Source organism: Shewanella sp. MSW, from assembly GCF_007636515.1.
Lineage (GTDB): Bacteria > Pseudomonadota > Gammaproteobacteria > Enterobacterales > Shewanellaceae > Shewanella > Shewanella indica.
In genome coordinates this window covers 92055-113172 of the sequence record NZ_LVDR01000010.1, presented here as the reverse complement: position 1 = coordinate 113172, position 21118 = coordinate 92055, and the positions used below count along the sequence as shown (strand labels likewise).

Sequence of the window (21118 nt, the reverse complement as noted above, 5' to 3'; positions counted from 1 at the left end):
TTAGGCTTTATTTTTGGGCAACCGTCATACAGAGCAGTCCTGTGCCTTTTGGTGCTGAATACCAAAAGATGAAAGCGGAGCAGGTATGCCCGGGTCTATTGGCCAGATAAAGGCTTAGGCCGCCCAAGCAGAGAACAAGAATTTGAAGTCATTTACCGAATCTGTCGCAATGCTCAAAGGAGCCGAAGGTCGCGCCGCACTTAAGGATATGCGCCGTGGGATTGAGCGAGAAGCCTTGAGAATTGATGCCAGCGGGCACCTGGCTATGGATGGTCACCCCAAAACTCTGGGCTCGGCCCTGACTCACTCGCGGATCACAACCGATTACAGTGAGGCGTTGCTCGAGTTCATTACGCCGGTCACCCACAGCATAGATGAGCTGCTCACCGGCCTCACCGAAACCCATGCGTTTACTCTCAATCAGCTTAAGGGACAACAGCTTTGGCCCGTGAGCATGCCTTGCTATGTGGGCGACGAGAAGGATATTCCCATTGCCCAATATGGCAGTTCCAATGCTGGGCGGATGAAGACCCTCTATCGCAAGGGGCTGACCTACAGATACGGCGCCTTGATGCAGATCATCTCAGGGGTGCACTTTAACTTCTCGGTTTCTGATGAGCTTTGGGATCTGCTCTATGCCCAGAGTGATAAGTCGGTTTCCCGTTGTGATTTTATCTCGGAACGTTACTTCGGCCTTATCCGCAACTATCGTCGTTTGGTGTGGGTGCTGCCTTATCTGTTTGGTGCTTCGCCGGCGTTGTGCCACTCTTTCATCAAAGAGCAGCAGACAGAGCTGGATTTTGAAAAAATGGGCCTTGGCACCCTGTATCTACCCTGGGCCACCTCACTGAGAATGAGTGATTTGGGTTACACCAACAAGGAACAGGAGCGGCTCAGTATCAGCTATAACTCGCTGGCGGATTACCTTCAGGGGATCCGTGCCGCTATCAAGATGCCTTCGGACAACTTTGCCAACATAGGGGTGAAAGTCGACGGCGAATATCGCCAGCTCAACGCCAATGTGTTGCAGATAGAAAATGAGTTCTATGCCCCCATTCGCGCCAAGCGGGTGACCCGTAGCGGTGAAAAACCCTCCGAGGCGTTGGCAAGAGCCGGGGTGGAATATATCGAAGTGCGGGCGCTGGATGTAAACCCCTTCAGTGCTATCGGTATTGAAGCCTCTCAGGTGCGTTTTCTGGATCTGTTCCTGCTCTACTGTTTGTTGAGTCCTTCGGCGACCACAGACGCCGCCGGTGAGCAAGAGATAGGCGCCAATCTTAAGGCCGTGGTGCTGGAAGGGCGTAAACCTGGTTTGATGCTGAATCAAAATGGCGTGCCTGTGGCGCGCGAGCAGTGGATGCTGGCTCTGTTTGCCGAGTTGCAGCAATTGGCCGAGCTGCTCGATGGAAAAGATGACGACCAATATCAGCAGGCGCTGGCCAAGTGGCATCAAGCCGTTATCGACCCGAATGAAACCCTGTCTGGGCAGGTGATGAAGACCCTGGCGGAAAAGGGGCTGGATCACGGCGCCTGGGTGATGGCATTGGCAAAAGAATATCAGCAGCAGCTGCTGAATTATCCGCTGAGTGCCGCGGCGCTGGCTTCTTTTGAAGCTGAAGCCCAGGCCTCAATCGAGAGTCAGTTGCAGTTGGAAGCCGCAGAAGGTTTGAGTTTTGATGATTTTCTGGTTCAGTATTTTGCCGATGAACCAGCCAAGGAAGCAGTCAGTCAGTGAAGTCTTTGTTGTTAATCTCGGCCGCAGCAGTGTTGCTGTCGGCCTGCGCCAGTGCTCCTGAGCCCGGGCGCGAATGTGGTACGGTTTCAGGTTATCTGGAGCCGGATCGGGAGCAGCAGTTTTATCGCCTGGTGGTCACCCATCTTGATGGACAACCTGTGATCTCTAAACCCAACTATCAGTTACCACCGGGTGAACACAGTTTTACCGTCTCTGAGCTGATAGATTCACCTGAGCTCAAGGTACGGCTGTCGGCCCGCACACCCAAGGAACTTAAGTTGCAGGTGGAAGCCGGGCAACGTTATCACCTGGCGGCCAAGTTCAATACCGACAGGCGCTATACCGGCAAAGATACCGACTACTGGGAGCCTGTGGTTTGGCAACAGGAAGTTCATGAATGTGAACTGCCTAAGGCACAATAAAGCTCACTTTTTCAGAGGCTCAGGTTGCATTTGATGTTTGACTCGGGCGACACTTGAGCTCAAGTTCAAGCAAAGGCCTGGCCTTTGAAAGCCGTGAGATTTCTCGTGAAGCAACAGTTGTTATCCAAATTTGCCCCGGCGCTTATGATTGCCGCTTCCCTGTTTTTGGGCGGCTGCGCCACTTCGCCTCCCAAAGATCCCGATAATATCTGCGCCATCTTCAAAGAGCACAGATCTTGGTACAACGCCGCCAAGGATGCCCGCGAAAAGTGGGGCGTTCCCGTGCATGTGCCCTTGGCTATGATGTATCAGGAGAGCTCCTTCAAGCATAATGCGGCGCCACCTATGGAATATTTCTTGTGGATCATTCCCATCGGGCGCGCCAGTGACGCTTATGGTTATGCCCAGGCCAAGACCATGACCTGGGACGATTATGTGCGTGAGACCGGCAACAGCTGGGCCAGTCGCAGCGATTTTGATGATGCAATGGATTTTATGGGCTGGTTTATCTACAAGAGCCATAAGATCAATGGCGTGTCCAAGTGGGACGCCCGTAACCAGTATCTCAATTATCACGAAGGCTGGGGCGGCTACAAACGTGGCAGTTACCGCAGCAAGGCCTGGCTGGTGCGGGTGGCCGATAAGGTGGACAATCGCTCCCGTCGTTATGCTGCCCAGTACAATCAATGCAAGGAAGATTTGGACGCCTCTTGGCTTTGGCGTTTGTTCTTCGGTTAACGCCCTGAGAATACGAGTCGATAATTATTGGATAATCATTGCAAAGGATTGACCGCTTATCTGGGTTACTGCAACTGAAGTTGCAGTAACCCTTGCTATAACACAAGAGAACCCAGCTTAGCTGGGTTCTCTATTTGGGCGGCTTATGGCATCAAGTGTTTTCCATGTCATTTCTCAGCCTTTACTTTTGCCGAGACTTCCTCATTTCTCAGACTTTGAAGACACTTATCTGTTTTTTCAGTGCGGCGGCCAACTCTGTCAGCTCTTTGGCTGAGGTGACTGTTTCTGTGGCACGGATATCGCCTTCACGGGCCAGATCGGTTATCTGATGCAGGTTGCGGGTCACTTCCTCGGCTACAGCACTTTGTTGTTCGGTAGCGCTGGCAATACTGCTGACAGATACGGCCAGATCGGCAATTCGCTGGGCAATGGCAGTTAACTGATTGTTGGCTTCCTCTCCCTGCTCGGCGGAGCGATTACCCAACTGATGGCTCTGATCCATGCGCATAGCCGTATCTTTGACCTTGGCTTGCAGCGAAGTGATGGTCTGACCGATTTCCGAAATCGACGCCTGGGTGCGGCTTGCAAGGGTGCGCACCTCATCGGCCACCACAGCAAAACCGCGTCCTTGTTCACCGGCTCGGGCGGCTTCGATGGCGGCATTCAGTGCCAGCAGGTTGGTTTGTTCGGCGATACCATTGATAACTTCTGTAATGGTGTTAATAGCTTCACTTTCTTTGGCGACACCTTCGACCGCAATATGGCTTTCACTCAGTTGTATGCTGAGAGTTTCCAGTCCCTGTACTACCTGAGTCAGTTGCTGGTGACCTGCGCGGGAGGCTTCATCCACCTGCTGGCTCTGGTTAGCGCTTTCTCCGGCGTGATTGGCGACATCGCGTATCGAGGTGGACATCTCCTCGATAGCGGTTGCGATTTGATCGGTTTGAGCCATCAGAGCCTGGGCTTCATCGCCGTTGAGACGGGCGACTTCCTGAGCTTGTTCTGCCTGGTATTCCAACGTCTGTACCGAGCCTTGCAGCGCCTGAAGCAGTTGCTTGAGCCCCATGGTCATTTCGGTGACGCTGTTGCTTATCCGCACCACTTCGTTTTCGCTGCGGCTGTCGAGTTTTGGCAGTGCTTGGCTGAAATCGCCTTTGCCCAGGTTTTCCATATGACGTTGCAGAGTTTGTAACGGCCTGACGGTGCGTACCAGTACAACAGAGAGCAAAATAGTGATAACCAAAATGCCAACCACGGCGACCATGGCATTGATCAGCAGCAGAGTTTGGCTCTCTTCATTCAGCTCGGCGGCCTTAACCTGACCAATAAGCTCCCAGTTCCAGCCGGGGATTGTGGCACTGTAGGCAATCATCTCCACGCCTTTGCCATTGAGGTAGCCTTTAACTCCCTCACTGTTCATTAGTTCATCAAGTGGCATGCCGTCCAGATCGGCCTCTGTGATGGTTTGACCCTGAGGTAAACTTGGATGAGCCACTACGACTTTGTCGGCGCGGCGCAGCAGCAGATAGGTGCCACTTTCCTCCAGGCGAAGCTGTTTGACCGATTGCTGCAGCTGAACCAGGGAATCGCTAATGTCGAAACCTATGTAGAGAATACCTATCACCGAGCCCTGAACGTCTTTGACCGGACGGTAAACTGTCATATAGTCGCGGCCGAACAGCTTGGCATAGCCCTCATAGTCCTGACCCTGAATAAGTTTTTGATAGCCAGGGTGTTTTGTGCCTAGATAAGTCCCCAGCGCGCGGCTGCCATCGGCCTTTTTCAGTGAGGTTGCTATACGAAGGAAGTCATCGCCGTCACGAACGAATACTGTGGCATTACCGCCGGTGAGGTTGGCATATCGGTCAACTTTACTGCGGGAAGAGTTGAGCTGTTCCTTTTCATGCATCAATGCAGGGGTATCCATTCCAAGAACTCTAACCGTCTTGTTTTCCGGTTTATGGAATTGGCCCGGATACATGGCCCTGAATACATCGGCATTGCGATGAGCCAGAGATAGCAAGCTCTCGTATTGCAATGCCAGCAGATCATCGACCCCATGAACCTGTTGCTCCATGGCGGTTATCGCTTTCTCTTTCAGGGTAGATGAGGCTGTCAGGTAGGAGATGCTACTCAGAACGCCAAACACCAAAATTGTCAGCACAAAAGCCAGTGTGCCGATCTGTTTGGCGATAGGCCAGTTGCGGTAATTCATTATCGTTATTCCTGTTTGACCGGTTTGTTGAACTTTATCTCATTCAGGTTAAACAAGTTTTGACCTGAATCTAACTATGGACCCGACCTTTTATTTTAGAAGATGCTTTATTATAGCGACGCCGCAAGGATAACTTTTTGTTTTTTATATTACATTCGCAAAATGTGTTACATGACGCTTGCAACTTTGTTTGCGCTGTTGATTAAACCATAAAGTGGGTAAATCAGATGATGGAAATAAGTGGTTGTAACTATCTGATTAATAAAAGAAGATTCCCAAGAAGTACGAGTATTACTCATGGGGCAACATACATTCCTGTCTGCAGAGACTTGGGAGAGGCTCGAACAAAGCGCTGCCGAATAGTTTGAGGCGCAAGCGGGTTGATACTAGGGCGATACGCGCAACATCAATAGCGACGACGATCCGGCCCGCGCTTGTCTTTTGGGGTTAATATTCATTTTTCAACGGCAAGTTGCGGGAACACTCGGGCTGCGGCTTCAACCACAGGGAGTAGACCACAGGTACCCAAACCAGAGACAAGAGGGTGGTCAGCGCTGTGCCCCCGGCAATGGCGATGGCAAAGGGCGGCCAAAAACCACCGCCGGCCAGGATCAGCGGCAGAAAGCCGCCCACTGTGGTGATTGTAGTCGAAGCGATATGGCGACTGCAGCGCATGACCCCTGCAAGAATCACGTCTGTGTTGCCCAGGCGCGCCATAGGCTCGGACTCGAGCTCCGCCAGGATCACTATCGCGGCATTGATGGCCAGGCCCATCAAGCCCAGCAGACCTATTATCACGGTAAAGCCAAAGGGATAACCCAGAGCCCAGACCGCCAGCAATCCGAGCCCTGCCGATTGCAGGGCGCTGAGCAGAATGATACCTGTGAGTCTGAAAGAGTTAAAGGAGAGCACTAAGACGCTCAGCAATAAGGTGATTACCAAGACGATATTGGAGAGTAGATTACCCACGGCTTCATCGCGTTTGGCACTCTCACCGCCTATCTCTATCCGGTAGGAGGCGGGCAGATTGAGCTCGGCAAGCTTGGGTTTAATCCGCTCCAGTACTTTTTGCGGCAACACTCCTGAGGCGATATAGGCTTCGAGTATATTAACCCGCTGGCCATTATAGTGAGGAATGGCGCCGCGACTGGCATTGACATGGCTTTGACTCACGGCCGAAAGCGGAATCGACTCACCATTGGGCGACAGCAGGCTTATTTGTGACAGCCTGGATTGCTGTTCGCCGACACCGGCACCGAGCTTGACCCTCACCGGTAGCGATTCGGTTTGCTCCAGCAAACTGCCACCTGTGATGCCTGTGGTGGACATCTGGATCTGTGAGGCGATCTCACTCAAACTCAGGCCGGCCATCAGGCTGGCATCTTCATCGAGCTGCAGCCACACCTTGGGCGCCCCCGGGCTCAGGGTCGCCCGGGTGTGGATCACATCCCGGGTCTCTGCCAGCAGTCGCCGCACCTCATCTCCAAGCTCGGCCAGGCGGTCGAGGTTGGGGCCATAGAGCCTTAGCTCCACAGGGGCGTTGAAGGGCGGGCCCTGTTCCAGTTTACGCACCAGGATCTGCGCATCCGGATAGTCTCTATCCAGCTGCTGTTGCAACTCGGGAATTAAGCGGTTAGCGGTGCGAAAGTCGCGGGTTGTTATCATTGCCTGGGCGTATTGGCTGGCGCCCTGCTGTTTTTGAGTCAGGTTGTAGTAAAAGGATGGCACGTTCCCGCCTATGACCCAATTGACGCTTTCTATGCCGTCAGTGCTGCGCAGCTCTCTATCGAGTTGTTTGACTCTCTGCTCTGTCCTCGCCAGGCTGGCATGGGGCGAAAGATAGAGCTCCAGCTGGAACATGTTTCTATCCGATGGCGGGAAAAACTGCTCTGTCATCTGCCCGGAGGCCACAAAGCCTGTCAGTGGCAAGATACCAATCAGCAGCGCGGCAGTTTTCGGGTAGTTGAGCGCCAGTTGCAGAGTCTGACTATAGGCTCTGGCCAGCCTTGGCAAGTTCACTCCGTGGTGATACCAGCGATTGTTGTCCCTGGCGCGGCTGAAACGCCCGGCGAGACCGGCTATCAGGGTGTGGGAGATGAGGTAAGAGCCGAGCAGGGCAAAGATCACTGAAATGGCGATACCACTGACAAACTCGCCGGCGGCGCCAGGCATCAGCACTATCGGCGTGAATGCCAGCATGGTGGTGATGGTGGAACCGGCAAGCGGCAGCCACAGGTGCCTGATGGTGGTGTTGACCGCCTGCAGCTTACTCATACCCTCGCGGCGGCGCTGGGCAATGGCATCGACAATCACAATGGCGTTATCCACCATGATCCCCAGCGCCACCACCAAGCCGGTGACCGACATCTGATGAATGGGCAGGCCGGTAAACTTCATGCAGGCCAGGGTAAATAGTGCCGTCAGTGGCAGTGACAAGGCGACGATAAGCGCATTGCGCATGCCGACAGTCACCAGCAGCACCAAAAGAATGAGCACAAACCCCTGCAGCAGATTGAACAGCAGTTCCTGCAGGCGCTCGTTGGTGTAGCCTTCCTGTTCAAATAGCCATTGCATGCGGATATTGGCGGGAAAACTTTGTTCCAACTCGGCTGTGATCCGGCGCACTTGTTCACTCCAGATATCCACCCGGGTGTTGTTGAGCATGCGGGCGGCCACCATAATACCGGGCTCACCGTTAAGCAGCGCCAGATTATCCCACGGATCTTTGGGCTGGCGGTTGATTGTTGCGATATCGCCAAGGCGGATCAGTTGCCTGAAACGGTCGGTCTTCAGCGGCACCTGGCGGATACGCTCCAGCGAGTCCAGTTCACCGGAAACTTCCACCAATGCCCGGAAGCTCTGGTTGTTGATTTCACCGGCCGACACCTTGCTATCGGCGCGATTGAGAATGTCGGCAACGGCTCCCGGTGTCAGCCCGAGCCGATTGATACGTTCGCCATCCAGCGTGACCAGAATTTCCTCCGTCGGAGCGCCATAGAGTTTGACAAAGTCTGTGCCACTCAAGAGCCGTAGTTTGTTTTGCAATTCTTTGGCGTAACGGCTGAGAATGTCGGGACGCGCTTCACCGCCGCCGTGCCATCCCAGGCCTATGATGGCGGTATAGGCGTAACCCAGTTGATCGTCGAGTACCGGTGGATTGACACTTGCCGGCAAGCGGTTGCTGCTGTCGGCCAGCAGATCTCTGGCTCTGGACCAGACCGGTTCGGTTGCTGTGACGGTATCTTTGAGCTCGAGTTGAATCACCGAGACCCCGGGTCTTGAGGTGGACTGGACAAGCTTGAGTTCTTCCAGTCGTCTCAGCTCATTTTCCAGTACTTCAGTCACCAGTGCCTCGACCCGTTCGGCCGAAGCTCCTGGATAGCTGGTGATCACAGAGGCAAAGCGGTTGGTGATATGGGGATCTTCGGTGCGTGGCAGGCTGGATATGGCGCCGAGCCCGGCAACCAGCAACAGGGCTATCAATAGGCTGGCGAGGCGGCCATTCTCGACAAAAGCCTTAATAAGAGGGTTCATTGTCCACCTCTTGCTGCTGATGCGGCGCTTGGCGCGACTCTTTGCCCGGCAACCAGCTTATGCAGGCCCGTGGTGACAAACTGCTCTCCCGGGCTGATGGCGCCGCTGATAAAGGCGTTGTCGCTTTCGGTATAGAGAATTTCCACATCACGGCGCTGCAGTTTAAACCCATCGGTATCTTGTTTGAGCACATACAGATTCCACAGACCGCGAATACCGTCGGTGAGCGCCGACACCGGGACCCAGTAGCCTTCACGGAGAACTTCACGGCGGTACTGCAAATAAGCCAGTTCGCCATTGATAGGTGTGGTTTCAGAGGCAGAGTCGATACTAAACCTGAGTTGTACTGTGCGGGTGACGGGATTTATTTGGCCGCTGATCCCTTTTAACTTGGCCTGGTAATAGTGTTCGGCGACTCTGAGCTTGAGAATTACACCAGGTTGCAACTGCTCGGCAATATTCAGCGGCACCCCTATCAGTGCTTGCAAATTGTTGCTTTGCACCAAGGTAAAGACCGGGCTGCCCAGGGCAATGACTTCACCGAGATTATGCTCTCTGGCGGCTATCACCCCGGCGAAGGGGGCGATGAGAAGCGATTTTTGCCGTTTAAGTTCATTGGCTTTCAGTGAGGCTCCCAGCCTGGCGTGCCCGGCTTCCAAGCTGGCCAGTTTGCCTTTGAGTTCATCGAGCTGCTGCTCGGAAAGATATTGTTTGGCTCTGAGTTCCAGTGAGCGTTTCAACGTTGCCTGGGCCAGTTTGATATCGGCATTATTCTGATCCAGTGCCGCCTGTAATTCGGTCTGTTCGGCTTCCAGCAAGCTGGTATCCAGCCGTGCCAGCAATTGTCCTCGCTCGACTCTATCGCCGGTATCTACCAGGAGTTTTTGCAGTTTTCCTGGGAGCTCGAAACCTATGCCTGTGGTATTGCCGGCGCGCACGCTGCCACTGAATTGCTGCAGCTTGGTGTAACTTGGCTTGAGTACAAGAGCGGCACTGCTGACCACTGCGGGCTTGGTTTCACTTTGCTCAACGGGCTGTGGTTGGCAGGCTGACAGGCATAACATCAAGGTAAGGGCAACCAACAGCGCGGCGCGACCCTGGCCTTGGAGGTGGGTAAATTTGATTTTTAGCCCTGAAGCATTTGGTTTTTTAACTTCCTTGATGCGCTGTTGCAATGACGTCTCCCTGTGCTGATTACCGATTGTTAGCAATAAGTTAAACTGGACTTGCTAGTCTAATTTGGCTGAACTGGACTGTCTAGTCTATTTTGTGCTCTAATGCCTTCCAAGACGTTGCCGAACAAGGTGTAAGTCATAAGGTTATGAATAATCAGCAATTAACTCGTAGCGAGCAGAAGCGGGCTCAGATACTGGAGGCCGCTATCGAACTTTTCTGCGCCCAGGGGTTTCCCCATACCAGCATGGATGAAGTGGCCAAGAGGGCCGGGGTATCGAAACAAACTGTTTACGCTCATTTTGGCTGTAAGGATGAGCTGTTTGTGGCGGCTATCGAGTCCAAGTGTGTGGTGCGTCAGGTTGCCGAAGAACTGTTGGCCGACGCCGCCCGGCCGGAGCAGGCGCTGGCGGTGTTTGCCGAGTATTTCGGCGAGCTGATCGTCAGTGAAGATGCTATTACCGTTTATCGCGCCTGTGTTTCCCAGGTCGATACTCATCCGGAACCGGCGCAGCTTTATTTCGATGCCGGACCCGAGTACATGTTGGGGTTGCTGGTGGATTTCTTTACTCAGGTTGAGCGTCATGGCGGTTATCACTTCGGCAATAAGCGCCAAGCAGCGGTGAGGCTGAGCCTGATGTTATTTGGTGAGCTACGGCTCAGAAAAGAGTTGGGGCTGGACACGGGGCAACTCGAGGCGCAGCACAGGGATTATTGCCTTGAGACGGCCGGATTGTTTCTTAAAGCGCATAGGTTGGGGTAGCGTACGGTTATAATTGAGTTTTATTTAAACGGCAAAAGGACATGAGATGAACAAAACGGCTACAGTTATCTTGCTGAGCACTTTGAGTGCCAGTGCAGGGTTGCTTGCCGCAGAGGCTTCGACATCCCGCTATAGCCTGAGTCTGGCCACTTTTGAAAATGCCGACTCGGATATTGATGGTGGCGGGGAACTGGGGCGTCGCAGTTATCTTCTGGGCGCGCGGGCTGACTGGCAACTGGATAAACGTTGGGGGCTGGGTGTCAGCCTGGGTTATGACAAACTGGACTGGGATTTTTCCGCTTTACCTGACAATAGTGTTGCCGATAGGATTTTTGCTGCCAGCCAGTTTGACTCTGCTCAGCGTTATTCAGCTTCCATCAGCCTGAGATATAATCTGAATAGACACTGGAGCTTGATGCTAACGCCTCAGTTACAGTATGCCTACAGTGATGAAGTCTCCTCTTCGGATGCCGAAAGTTATGGTGTGATAGCCGGTGCTGTTCACAGGTTCAACTCGGGTAATATGTTGGGTTTTGGTATTGCATATCTTAATGATATCAGTGAGGTGCGTACGGTTCCTTATCTGCTTATCGATTGGCAACTCAGTGATAGATGGCGGGTGGGCAACCCGTTTCAGGCAGGTTTTACCGGTCCGGCCGGGATAGAGTTCAGTTATCGGATCTCACCGGATATGGAGTTGGGGCTGGGAGCCTCCCAGCGCACCGAGCGGATCTTGGTGGGGGAAAATGAGCAAACGCTGGAATTGACCGAAATCAGCAGCTTCGCCCGTTTGGGCTGGCAGTTGGGACAAGGGTTCAATCTCAACGCCTATGTGGGTTACTTCATCAACCCGGAACTTGAGTTGAGTGAACCTGAGATCAAGCGCGAGTTGGATAACTATCCGGCAGGCGCTGTTCATCTTAGCTATCGTTTTTGATTGAGTTGCCCGCCGTGGCGGGCAACTTCTCCCTTTCGATTGAGCGATTTTCTGGCTGAGGAGTTCAGTCGGCCAGCATCGCTTTTTTCAGGCTGCTCTGCGCCGGTTCATCGCCGAGCCAGATATTCAGCAGCGCGCGGCGAAAGTTCTCTCCGGCGATAGTGTCTTGCAACTCACCGTTCTTGTAGGCACTGACACCATTTTCCTGGCTGGTATACAGGAGGAAGCTGTCGCCTTGTTTGATCTCTTCCTGAAACAGGCTCATAAATCGGTCGATATCGGCTTGTATAGCTTCGGTTTTGCCGCCTGTGGCGTCATCGAAACCTTCAGTTATCGCCGAGCGCATCTTATCTGCGGTGATAAGACCCGAGACTATTTTCAAGCTGACCGCCGCCTGAGGCTGCGCCAATACTTCGGCTGTAGTGGTCGCTTTTATTGGCAGATAGAGACTGCCTATGTAGAGATCCATAAAGAACTTGCTGCGTACCCCGGCACCATTGAGCTTAAGCGGCGTTGCCGCCTGAATGTTTAGAGTATCTGGAATATTTTCACCGGCAATTTCGCGGGCATCCACTGTGGCAGACAGCGATAAGCCAAGTAATAGAGCGGTTAAGATTATTTTTTTCATCTTGTTCTCTTGGTATTGGTCGTTCTGAGTGGCTGAACCGGCAAGGTTCTTCTTGCTCACTGAATGTTTGCCAAAAACCTTCCTTAGCCTCGCAGACCCATTTTGAAGTTGCCATCTTGACTGAACCAGACGGCTTGCTTGTGTTTGGGACTTATCAGCAAAGGGCCATCATCGAAAAACAGAAAGCATTTCCAGTTACGGGCAAAGATTTCCCAGCGAGTTTGGATCACCTGATACTTTTCATAGCAGAAATACACAGGGGTATCTGCCGGCCAATCAATAAAATCGGCCAAGGGTTCCGGTAGGCTGTTGTCTTCGCTGTCCCAATGGCTTTGCCAGTATTCGGTCTGGTGCCAGGTGGAGCTGCGGCTGGCCCAATCGCCCTTGGTAAAGTCTTCGGCACAGCTGCTTTTGTTGCTTATCCAGCGATTCCACACTTCCATGGCGCTCTTTTGATCCAGCGGCAATATAGCCGTCTTATCCTGGTCACTGACCGGCAGATCCTTATGGTTGAAGATCCATTTACGGCGATACTGATCGAGTGGAATATAGCTGTGATTCAAGTTTTGTTCTCCGGAACTGCGCTTATTTGCCGGGGCATTATAACGGTGGCGAAAGGGGAAAAGAAAGGCCGCATGCGGCGGCCAGGGGAAGGCGAGTCTATTGTAAAGGACTTGAGTCATTTGCTGCGAACCACGCCTTGCATCCCAGACTGTAAGCCACTTACAAGTGGCTTGCTTGCACCATCTCTATTTCTGGGTTTGTAGTTCGGCTAATCCTTGCTTGGCGCTGAGATTATTGGGGTCGAGCTCCAGGACTTTGGAAAATGCGGTGATGGCGGCTTCATTTTGTTGTACTGCTCGCATGAACTGCGCCAGTTTTAACCATACCTGCAAGTCTTGCGGGTACTTTCCCAGGTAATCCAGATAGGTTTCCAGTGCCTGTTGCCCGTTACCGCCGAGGCGCAATATGTGCGCATATTGCGGTAGAAAACTGTCGTTCAAGCGGCTTAACTCAGCCAGAGTGGTTTCGGCTAGGGAGGGCATATTGAGCTGCAGAGCCAGTATGGAAATCATTCTGAGCTCGGTTTCGGTTGTTTGGTCCTGACTGTCATAGGTTCCTGTCGTTGGGGCGGTTACTTTTGTTGGGTTTATTTGTGATTTGAGTCAAAAGGTTGATTTGATGTGATTGTTATCATTGCGCGCCGTGAGGCTCGGCACCGAACTACACCTATTTATTTGGGCTGACTGTTTCGGCTCAAGTGCATTCCAAAGGAAATGACATGCGACTTAAATTCAGATTTATCAAGTTGTTATTATGCTCTGTGCTGGCGGTTCCTGCTGTTGGCATGGCGTCTGAGCTCGATCGCTTTGAAAACTTGTCCGGTACCTTGAACATTGCCGGTGGTACCGCGCATATCCCTGTGATGAAGCAGGCGGCAAAAACTATTATGTCTGCCAATAACGATATTCGCATTACTATTGCCGGTGGCGGCAGTGGTGTGGGGGCGCAGCAAGTTGCCAAGGGACTGGTTGAAATCGGTAATACCGGCCGCCCTCTGAAGCCGGGTGAACTGAAATACGGTCTGCTTTCTTTCCCATTTGCCATCGATGGCGTTGCGGTTATCGTCAATCCGGCCAACCCCATTCAACAGCTGAGCTCGCAACAGGTGATGGATATCTATTCCGGTAAAATAACCAACTGGAAGAGCCTGGGTGGTGAAGATCGGCAGATCAATATTTTCACCCGTGACGAAGCCAGCGGTACCCGCTCGGTATTTGTTAAAAAGTTGCTGAATAAGTCGCCGGTTTCGGCTCAGGCCAATGTTGTACCTTCCAATGGTGCGATGAAAACTGCGATTGCCCGCGATCCCGGTGCCATAGGTTACAGCAGTGTCGGTTATATCGATCAGACAGTGAAAGCGCCGATATTGGATAATGTGCTGCCCACCAATGAAGCCTGTGCTTCCGGCGAATACCCTGTAGTGCGTAAGCTGTATATGAATACCAAGGGACAACCTAAGGGGCTGACCCAGGCGTTTATTGACTATATCTATGGTCCAGACGGCGCTGAATTTATCCGTGAAGCCGGATATATTCCTGTCGGACATTAATGACTCATGACCACACAGATCTCCGCTGAGCGGATACTGCAACTTCTGGCCGCATCAGTATTATTGCTGATAGTGCTGCTGTTTGGGTTTCTGATGTGGTTTGCATTGCCGGTGTTTTTCAACCCGCAAACCAGCGTGTTGTCGTTACACTGGCAACCGGAGCAGGGGCAATTTGGCATAGTTGCCATGATTGCCGGCTCCGGTTTGTTGGGACTGCTGGCCTTACTGTTGGCATTTCCTATCGCCCTTGGCATCACAGGGTTTTGTTTATTACCTCGCTATCGAAGGCCTGCGCGTTTTATCCGGGCGCTGATCCGCTTGATGGCCGGGATCCCGACTGTGGTGTATGGGTTGGCCGCTGTGTTTTTGCTGGTGCCGCTGATCCGGGAAACCTTTCGAACCGGTTCGGGGTTCAGCCTCATCAGTGCCACTCTGGTGATAGTGCTGTTGATCTTGCCTGTGATGGTGATGATGTTGGACAGTCAATGTCGCCCTTTGGCCAAAGAACTCAGAATGGTGTCTGCTTCTCTGGGGTTCAGCGATCTCCAAACCCTGTATCATCTGGTATTACCCAATGCCCGCCGCGCCATGGCCAGCGCCGCCTTACTCGGTTTTGGCAGGGCCATAGGCGATACCTTGCTGCCTTTGATGCTGGCCGGCAATGCGCCGCAGCTTCCGGACAGTGTATTTGATTCGGTTCGCACCCTGACGGCGCATATTGGCTTGGTGCTGGCCACGGAAAATGATAGCGCCATGTACAACTCACTGTTTGCCGCCGGTTTGTTGCTGCTCACTATCAGTGTGCTGGTGACTCTGTTGATCCGCTATATGACTTCGTCTGCCAAGGCCACCACCGAGGGTTCTGGGTCTTGAAAGCCAAGTGTTTCCATTATTGGTGCTTATTCTGCAGCGCCATGCTGTTGCTGTGTCTCTTGTCACTGCTGGGATTTATTCTATATCGAGGCGTTCCCACGCTCAGCCTGTCGCTCTATTTTGGTGATACTGAACCCTTAAAAGGTTTCTTGGGACAGGCGCCTATCTGGGATGGTATTTGGCCTGCCTGTGTCGGAACCCTGGCGGTAGTTGCCAGTGCTTTGATGATCGCCTTGCTGCCCGGACTGGCAACCGGAATTTGGCTGGCAACGGCGAAAACATCCAAGGCAAAGGTGCTATTGGAGCTGGCGGTCGATATCCTGGCCGGCGTTCCCTCGATATTGATGGGCTTATTTGGCTTTACCCTTATTCTGTTACTGCGCAACACCTTGCTGCCTTCTGCCAACACTTGTTTGGCACTGTCGGCATTTTGCCTGGCGATGTTGATCATTCCCTATCTGGCCGTTTCTACCCGCACGGCGCTGCAGGCGCTGCCTGTGTCTTTGAGTTTAACCGCACTCTCACTCGGCATGACACAGTGGCAAGCTTTGCGCTTTGTATTGTTGCCCCAGGCCGAGCGCGGGATCCGCGGCGGCATCATGTTGGCCATTGGCCGGGCCGCAGAAGATACCGCGGTGATCATGCTGACCGGCGCCGTTGCCAATGCGGGGTTACCTGGCGGGATCTTTGAACGGTTTGAAGCCCTGCCTTTTACGATTTTTTATTACAGTGCCCAGTATCAGAGCGAGGCCGAATTGCAGATGGCGTTTGGTGCCGCGCTGACACTCCTGTGTTTAACTGCCACGGTATTTTCCATGGCCAACTGGGTGACACGTTTTCCCGGAAGGAATCATTAGTATGGCGTTATCAAAGGCTGCGGATGTCGCGGGCACTGTGTCTAACCTCAGTGTGTATTTTGGTCAACAAGCGGCACTCGAAAACATCAACATGCAGATCCATCGGCGGCGGATCAATGTGCTCAGCGGGCCGTCAGGCTCGGGGAAAACCACCCTGTTACGGGCGCTCAATCGCCTCAATGACGAATATCAACATAGTCGCACCCGGGGTGAGATAACGCTTTGCGTGGCAGATAAGCCGCTTTCGGTCAATCAACTGAAAACCACAGAGTTACCCTATTTGCGCCGTAAAGTCGGTATGGTGTTTCAACATCCGCAACTGCTTCCCGGCAGTGTGGCGCAAAACCTATTACTTCCCTTGAAAGTGGTCGGTAACCTGCAGGGGGAGGCCGCGCTGAAACAGATGCAGCAAGCTTTTGAGCAGGCGGCGTTGTGGAATGAGGTCAAAGATCGCCTGTCGGCACCGGCCTCAACCTTATCTGGCGGGCAACAGCAGCGCCTTTGCCTGGCCCGCACCCTGATTTTTGAGCCGGATATCTTATTACTCGATGAGCCTACATCTTCACTCGATCCCGAAGCTACTGCACAAATTGAAGCCTTGATAAAACGCCTCGCCGGCCATTGTACCCTGGTGATGGTTTCTCACTGTGAACATCAAACAGCCAGATTGGCCGATCATCTCTATCGTTTTGAGTACGGGAGATTACGACCTGAGTCGGCATGAGTGCGCCGAATCACTCTTTGTCTGGCTTAACCAAAGAGAGATTCAGACACGCTTTTGCAATTGCTCGGCTTAATCGTCGAGATACTTGGTCTGCTCGGTGTAATTCGGGGTCAGCAAGTTTTGATACAGCTTGGGGTTCATGTTGAAACCACCGAATTTGCTTATGGTGTAACAAAGGACTTTCAGCTTGAGCTTTCTGAAGCTGGGAGGGATGGGTTTAAGGAATTTGCAGCAATCGATACTCAAGCGTTCCAGCTTCTCAAGCGCCAACATGGACTCGGGTAGAGACTCAGTGACAAAATCCTCCAGAGATAAGGTATCCAACTCAGTAAACTCACCGATAAAATCAGGGATAACCTTGATATCGCCGCCTCTCAGAGAAAGCCGTTTTAACGGTAGTGCCTTAAGCTCTATGGGGAAATGATCCAGGCTCTTGTGCATTCCCATCAGTTTAAGGTGATGCAAGCGGGTATATTTCACCAAGGCCTTGGTGGCTTCCAGACCAAACTCATAACACAGGACCAGTTTCAAGGTTTCCAATGCCGGCGCATCGAGTGAGGCCAGGGTTTTAAGATCACTGCGTGAAATCAACAGGGTTTTCAGCCGTGGCAGCGAAACATTGGCAGGGAAATCGTTGAATTTGTTGAGTTCAACTGTTTCAAGCTTGGGGCTACTCGTTAACAATGGGCCAAGGGTAACGACGTCTGTATTGTGCAGCTCCAGCGAGGTCAACTGGGTAACGGCGGGGCAATTCAAACCAGGTAAAGTCTCCCTTGGGTTTGCGCATCCATCCTCAAGCTCAGTCTCAACTTGGGCCGGGTCAATATTGAGCGACACTAGATTGGGGCAATGCATTAATAGATCGGCGATTTTAGCTGTCGTCAGTCTAGTGGTGAAGGAGGTGAGTCGCTCTGGCTGAGGCAGGTATTGAGACAGCTCTTCCCCCGTGTCCGGCGTGTCATCGTCAGGGTAGTATTTCATCACAGCTGTAGAAATATTGCTGAACAGCTGCCGTTCATTGTCCACCGGGCAATGGCTTAGAATGAGTTCATCCAGGGTTAGTCTCTCGGTTGGGGCAATAAGGCGATGACAACGGTCGATTTCCAACTTTTTGATGTTTCGCGGCAACAATGACGCATCTATGGTGAGTTTTTGGCCGTTTATTATGCTGAGGCTGTCCAGCGCCGCTATCTTTTTAAACGACTCGGGGATGGTTTCCGAGTTGGTCGAATTAAAACTAAGGTTTTTAAGGCATTGACATAGAGGCAGTTCATCCCAGAAGCCGTCGTCGCCGAAATCTGCCCCCCAGATGCTCTCCAGTTGCGAAAACGCCCCAAAAGGGAAGCGAATGCCGGTTAAGTCTCTGGTATAACCCAGGTGCAACTCTTTGAGATGAGGAAAACATGCAGCATGCTCACAGACCAATGCCAGCAGTTTCTTTTCTTGGATTTTAAGCCGGGTTATATCTTCATATACCTTTGGGGCAAAGCGGATATCTATGCCATTAGTGAAAGATGTTTTTTGATTGCCAAGCACCGTATTGGCATGGATTGAACTCAATAACGGGTTTTTCCATAGTGTCAGCTTATTGAGGTTGGCTAAGGTCAGTTGCTCATCAATAGATGCAAGTTGGGGACAGCATGAGATTTTTAAGTGTTGCAGCTGTGGCAGCTTATCCAGATTAGTACCAAGGCGTTGTAAATCCGGGACTAACCCCAAATCAATCTTGGTCAATCCGGCCGGTAAATCAAACAGCTCGGCGCCGCAGATAGGGGTATCGTACCAGGTTAGGCTGCTAAGGTTTGTCAGTTGGCGAAAATCAAGATCTAGACTTTCCAGCGGCACAGAGTCAATTTTAAACTCTTGCAGTTTCTTAAGCTTTTCAATGCTCTTGGGTAGTGTCTTGTAATCGCCTTCAATGTTGAGCTTTTCAAGCAGTGGCAGACTACCGATACTTTCAGGCAACTGTTGTCCACAAAAGGGCACTTCTTCGATGGCCAGAAAAGTCACCGAGGGGAAACGCGCCAACAGCTCGGGGCGCTCGCAGAGTGCCTCCAGCGGCTGACCGGCTCGAATATCTATGATGGTATGTCCAAGCCTGGCATAGAGGTAATCGACATCCAGCTCGGCCGACAGGCTGGCATATTCGCAAAGGACACAGAAGACATCTCTCATATCAGGCTCTTTCTCGCCTTTAATCAGTTTCTTGCGGCACTTGAAGGCATTTTGAATATCCTGGCTCGCATGCTGTTTCAGCAGTTGGCGGATCTCTTTCACGCAGTCGGTATCGGCGCTGCATTTACCAATCAGGAAAAGGTCGTTGATGAACTTTTCAGGAAAGCCGTCACTGTTTTTAACAGCATTAAAGTAGTCGGGGAGGGATTCTATAAATTGGGACATAATATAAACAACTTATTGTAGGGTATGGTTATTAGCCTGTTGGCCACTGCAGATGCTTAACGCCGTAGTTTTATCGTTCTGATGAACTTGGGCTTAGGGGGACACAAGCCCTGGATTTGGCTAGATTCGCTGTCGATAGTGCGCCGGAAAATGTAGAACGAGATGGATTGCAAGATGCTCGGTAAAGTGCATCGAAAAGTGCACCGAATATGGCATCGAAAATTACAGATGGAGGCGCAGCATAAGATGCCGCGCAATGCGAAGAGCTGACTAATTCCATTTACCGATTTTCCTTCCAGTGACCACAAAAGTGGCCCGCACTCAAGCCTGCTGACGGATTTTACAAGAGTTGAAGGCCCCGTACAATCAATGGGATAGATATAGGCCAGTAATACTGGAATGATGTTTATGCGGATAACAGCCTTACAGGCGGTGTGACCGAAAAATCCAGTCAGGGCAGCTTCTAGGACCGGATCAGTGAAACCTGCCAAGAATTATGGGTGTCCCCATTTTGCTCCTCAGAAGCTGACAGCCCCTGATGCAACATCAACATCGCCATCAGACGCCTGGCAAAGCGCTTATCATTGGTTTTTTGAATCAGTTTTTGCATGCGCTAACACTCAGCGCGGCAAAGTGGTGCTAAGATGGCCATTATCAGTCCTTGGACGAGTGGTGGGTTTGTTTGGCGATAGATCTGAACGCTCAAACAGGACTGAGTTCCCTTCCTGTGATCTACTATTTGGAACAGTTATTTAGTCTGAAGGGCTTGGGCATTAACGAAGGAGATGCCTTAGCTTCTGGGAAATTAACTCCAAATGACCGAGAACGGTTTGAAAAATATCTGAATCATCATCAAAGTATCTTTGAAGAGATTCATGGTATAAAGCTAAATTAATCTGTTTTACTCAAGGAAGAGCATGAGCGAAATCGTTATTCAAACCCTATCCGTGGTTTTTCTGCTATCAGGCATGGCGGTTGTGTTGCTAGTCATGCGGTTGATGCTGTGGCATAGAGACCGGACTGTCAGGTTGCCCATTGACCGTGATAAGTTACAGCGCATCCCCGCTTTAGGGTTACAACAGCAGATTCAAGACTTACTTTTTGACGTTATTGGCGCATTCATGATCGCCGTGATGGTGGTTTGTTTGCCTTTTGCGGTGGCTGGCATTCATCAGAACATCGTTTCAGGTTCGATACCTTGGTCGTTTCTTGCCGTAAGTGTCTTAGGGGTTGCTTATGCCGCTTTCAAACTATGGAAGTCATTTAGTAAATTGACCAAGCTGCGGCTTGGTCATGCGGCAGAAGTGGCTACGGCAAATGAACTCATTGGCTTGCAGGGATTAGGCTATCAAGTCTTTCATGATGTTCAGGCCGATGGTTTCAATATTGACCATTTAGTGGTTGGCTCGAATGGTGTTTTTGTTATCGAAACCAAGGGACGCCATAAGCGTAATAAAGACAAAAAGAACGGTGGCAAAGATCACGAGCTAACGTTCAAAGACGGCAAGCTGCTCTTTCCCTCTTGGGTTGAAACTAAACCTCTGGAGCAAGCTGTTAGGCAAGCCAAATGGGTTGGTGAATGGCTCAGTAAATCGAGTGGAGTCGAAGTCTCGCCGATGCCTGTGTTGGTGTTTCCAGGATGGTTCATTAATCGAGATTCAAAGCCGCCATTTCCGATATTGAATCATCGGCAGTTAGTGAAAACAATTCCTACTTGCCGGAGTCAAATGTTTACATTTGAACATGTGAAACAGATAGCTTATCAAATAAGTCAACGTAATAGTTAGTAAATAAGGGTAGGGTATGATTGCAGAAGCGAGAAAACAGCGAGAAAATAGCGAGAAAACAGGACCACGAGAAAACAGGACAGCCATATCTTTTTGATGTTTCGCCCAGCCTTGACTAGAGGATCAAAAATACAGGACAGCCATATCTTTTTGATGTTTCACACAGCCTTGACTAGGCTTTGAAATACCCATCAAAGCTCAGTCGAGGTTGGTTATGAC

General features: G+C 51.6%; 18 protein-coding genes. 11 read left to right on the top strand and 7 right to left on the bottom strand.

What is annotated here, in order from left to right; translation table 11 throughout:
- Positions 1-169 precede the first annotated feature (169 nt).
- From gshA to AYI96_RS12565, 3 genes are all read left to right on the top strand, one after another.
- Positions 170-1735, top strand: a complete 1566-nt coding sequence (gshA, locus tag AYI96_RS12575; protein ID WP_101096058.1) for a glutamate--cysteine ligase — start codon at positions 170-172, stop codon at positions 1733-1735.
- The gene (locus AYI96_RS12570; protein ID WP_144361699.1) at positions 1732-2157 is read left to right on the top strand and encodes a hypothetical protein; all 426 of its coding nucleotides are present in this window, start codon (positions 1732-1734) and stop codon (positions 2155-2157) included. Before gshA ends, AYI96_RS12570 begins: the two co-directional genes overlap by 4 nt.
- Positions 2158-2301: 144 nt before the next feature.
- Complete coding sequence (locus tag AYI96_RS12565; RefSeq protein WP_039034419.1) at positions 2302-2895, top strand: lipoprotein; 594 nt, start codon at positions 2302-2304, stop codon at positions 2893-2895.
- Between the two features lie 208 nt (positions 2896-3103).
- Here AYI96_RS12565 and AYI96_RS12560 read toward each other — a convergent pair whose 3' ends face one another.
- The 3 genes from AYI96_RS12560 to AYI96_RS12550 all read right to left on the bottom strand — a co-directional run bounded on the left by AYI96_RS12560 (position 3104) and on the right by AYI96_RS12550 (position 9708).
- Positions 3104-5110 carry a methyl-accepting chemotaxis protein gene (locus AYI96_RS12560; RefSeq protein ID WP_144361698.1) on the bottom strand — a complete coding sequence of 669 codons (2007 nt, stop codon included), beginning with the start codon at positions 5108-5110 and terminating at the stop codon, positions 3104-3106.
- 447 nt (positions 5111-5557) lie between these two features.
- Complete coding sequence (locus tag AYI96_RS12555; protein WP_144361697.1) at positions 5558-8644, bottom strand: efflux RND transporter permease subunit; 3087 nt, start codon at positions 8642-8644, stop codon at positions 5558-5560.
- Positions 8641-9708 carry an efflux RND transporter periplasmic adaptor subunit gene (locus AYI96_RS12550; RefSeq protein WP_144361724.1) on the bottom strand — a complete coding sequence of 356 codons (1068 nt, stop codon included), beginning with the start codon at positions 9706-9708 and terminating at the stop codon, positions 8641-8643. The genes AYI96_RS12555 and AYI96_RS12550 overlap by 4 nt, the downstream gene beginning before the upstream one ends.
- Before the next feature lie 257 nt (positions 9709-9965).
- Here AYI96_RS12550 and AYI96_RS12545 point away from each other — a divergent pair, with 257 nt between their 5' ends.
- Positions 9966-10580 carry a TetR/AcrR family transcriptional regulator gene (locus AYI96_RS12545; RefSeq protein ID WP_039034384.1) on the top strand — a complete coding sequence of 205 codons (615 nt, stop codon included), beginning with the start codon at positions 9966-9968 and terminating at the stop codon, positions 10578-10580.
- A 46-nt stretch (positions 10581-10626) separates the two neighbouring features.
- On the top strand, positions 10627-11517 hold the full coding sequence (locus AYI96_RS12540) for a DUF6268 family outer membrane beta-barrel protein (RefSeq protein WP_101096061.1): 891 nt from the start codon (positions 10627-10629) through the stop codon (positions 11515-11517).
- Between the two features lie 64 nt (positions 11518-11581).
- Here AYI96_RS12540 and AYI96_RS12535 read toward each other — a convergent pair whose 3' ends face one another.
- The 3 genes from AYI96_RS12535 to AYI96_RS12525 all read right to left on the bottom strand — a co-directional run bounded on the left by AYI96_RS12535 (position 11582) and on the right by AYI96_RS12525 (position 13221).
- Positions 11582-12145 carry a chalcone isomerase family protein gene (locus tag AYI96_RS12535; RefSeq protein ID WP_144361696.1) on the bottom strand — a complete coding sequence of 188 codons (564 nt, stop codon included), beginning with the start codon at positions 12143-12145 and terminating at the stop codon, positions 11582-11584.
- A gap of 83 nt (positions 12146-12228) precedes the next feature.
- Positions 12229-12708: a DUF2947 domain-containing protein gene (locus tag AYI96_RS12530; RefSeq protein ID WP_039034416.1), complete on the bottom strand. Its 480-nt coding sequence runs from the start codon at positions 12706-12708 to the stop codon at positions 12229-12231.
- A 186-nt stretch (positions 12709-12894) separates the two neighbouring features.
- On the bottom strand, positions 12895-13221 hold the full coding sequence (locus tag AYI96_RS12525; protein ID WP_144361695.1) for a tetratricopeptide repeat protein: 327 nt from the start codon (positions 13219-13221) through the stop codon (positions 12895-12897).
- Positions 13222-13427: 206 nt separating this feature from the next.
- On the opposite strand from AYI96_RS12525, the gene AYI96_RS12520 reads away from it, so the two are divergent.
- Genes AYI96_RS12520 through AYI96_RS12505 form a run of 4 tightly spaced genes read left to right on the top strand, consistent with a single transcriptional unit; the run spans position 13428 to position 16712 of the window.
- Positions 13428-14258, top strand: a complete 831-nt coding sequence (locus AYI96_RS12520; protein ID WP_039034381.1) for a phosphate ABC transporter substrate-binding protein — start codon at positions 13428-13430, stop codon at positions 14256-14258.
- A gap of 6 nt (positions 14259-14264) precedes the next feature.
- Positions 14265-15131 (top strand): PstC family ABC transporter permease, encoded by an 867-nt coding sequence (locus AYI96_RS12515; protein WP_039034380.1) that lies wholly within the window; start codon positions 14265-14267, stop codon positions 15129-15131.
- A complete protein-coding gene (locus AYI96_RS12510) occupies positions 15128-15988 on the top strand; it encodes a PstA family ABC transporter permease (protein ID WP_039034379.1) in 861 nt (286 codons plus the stop codon). Before AYI96_RS12515 ends, AYI96_RS12510 begins: the two co-directional genes overlap by 4 nt.
- 1 nt (position 15989) lies before the next feature.
- Positions 15990-16712: a phosphate ABC transporter ATP-binding protein gene (locus AYI96_RS12505; protein ID WP_039034378.1), complete on the top strand. Its 723-nt coding sequence runs from the start codon at positions 15990-15992 to the stop codon at positions 16710-16712.
- 69 nt (positions 16713-16781) lie between these two features.
- Here the strand turns inward: AYI96_RS12505 and AYI96_RS12500 are convergent, their stop codons facing one another.
- Positions 16782-19112, bottom strand: a complete 2331-nt coding sequence (locus tag AYI96_RS12500; RefSeq protein ID WP_039034377.1) for a leucine-rich repeat domain-containing protein — start codon at positions 19110-19112, stop codon at positions 16782-16784.
- A 682-nt stretch (positions 19113-19794) separates the two neighbouring features.
- Here AYI96_RS12500 and AYI96_RS12490 point away from each other — a divergent pair.
- Complete coding sequence (locus tag AYI96_RS12490) at positions 19795-20007, top strand: hypothetical protein (RefSeq protein ID WP_144361694.1); 213 nt, start codon at positions 19795-19797, stop codon at positions 20005-20007.
- Between the two features lie 22 nt (positions 20008-20029).
- A complete protein-coding gene (locus AYI96_RS12485) occupies positions 20030-20899 on the top strand; it encodes a nuclease-related domain-containing protein (protein WP_071477240.1) in 870 nt (289 codons plus the stop codon).
- Positions 20900-21118: the final 219 nt, after the last annotated feature.

Excerpts from the sequence above, each read along its gene's own strand:
- AYI96_RS12540 (WP_101096061.1), top strand. The coding sequence starts at position 10,627 with ATGAACAAAACGGCTACAGTTATCTTGCTGAGCACTTTGAGTGCCAGT.
- AYI96_RS12560 (WP_144361698.1), bottom strand. The coding sequence starts at position 5,110 with ATGAATTACCGCAACTGGCCTATCGCCAAACAGATCGGCACACTGGCT.
- AYI96_RS12525 (WP_144361695.1), bottom strand. The coding sequence starts at position 13,221 with ATGATTTCCATACTGGCTCTGCAGCTCAATATGCCCTCCCTAGCCGAA.
- AYI96_RS12535 (WP_144361696.1), bottom strand. The coding sequence starts at position 12,145 with ATGAAAAAAATAATCTTAACCGCTCTATTACTTGGCTTATCGCTGTCT.
- AYI96_RS12515 (WP_039034380.1), top strand. The coding sequence starts at position 14,265 with ATGACCACACAGATCTCCGCTGAGCGGATACTGCAACTTCTGGCCGCA.
- AYI96_RS12550 (WP_144361724.1), bottom strand. The coding sequence starts at position 9,708 with ATGTTATGCCTGTCAGCCTGCCAACCACAGCCCGTTGAGCAAAGTGAA.
- AYI96_RS12565 (WP_039034419.1), top strand. The coding sequence starts at position 2,302 with ATGATTGCCGCTTCCCTGTTTTTGGGCGGCTGCGCCACTTCGCCTCCC.
- AYI96_RS12545 (WP_039034384.1), top strand. The coding sequence starts at position 9,966 with ATGAATAATCAGCAATTAACTCGTAGCGAGCAGAAGCGGGCTCAGATA.
- gshA (WP_101096058.1), top strand. The coding sequence starts at position 170 with ATGCTCAAAGGAGCCGAAGGTCGCGCCGCACTTAAGGATATGCGCCGT.
- AYI96_RS12505 (WP_039034378.1), top strand. The coding sequence starts at position 15,990 with ATGGCGTTATCAAAGGCTGCGGATGTCGCGGGCACTGTGTCTAACCTC.
- AYI96_RS12520 (WP_039034381.1), top strand. The coding sequence starts at position 13,428 with ATGCGACTTAAATTCAGATTTATCAAGTTGTTATTATGCTCTGTGCTG.
- AYI96_RS12485 (WP_071477240.1), top strand. The coding sequence starts at position 20,030 with ATGAGCGAAATCGTTATTCAAACCCTATCCGTGGTTTTTCTGCTATCA.
- AYI96_RS12500 (WP_039034377.1), bottom strand. The coding sequence starts at position 19,112 with ATGTCCCAATTTATAGAATCCCTCCCCGACTACTTTAATGCTGTTAAA.
- AYI96_RS12555 (WP_144361697.1), bottom strand. The coding sequence starts at position 8,644 with ATGAACCCTCTTATTAAGGCTTTTGTCGAGAATGGCCGCCTCGCCAGC.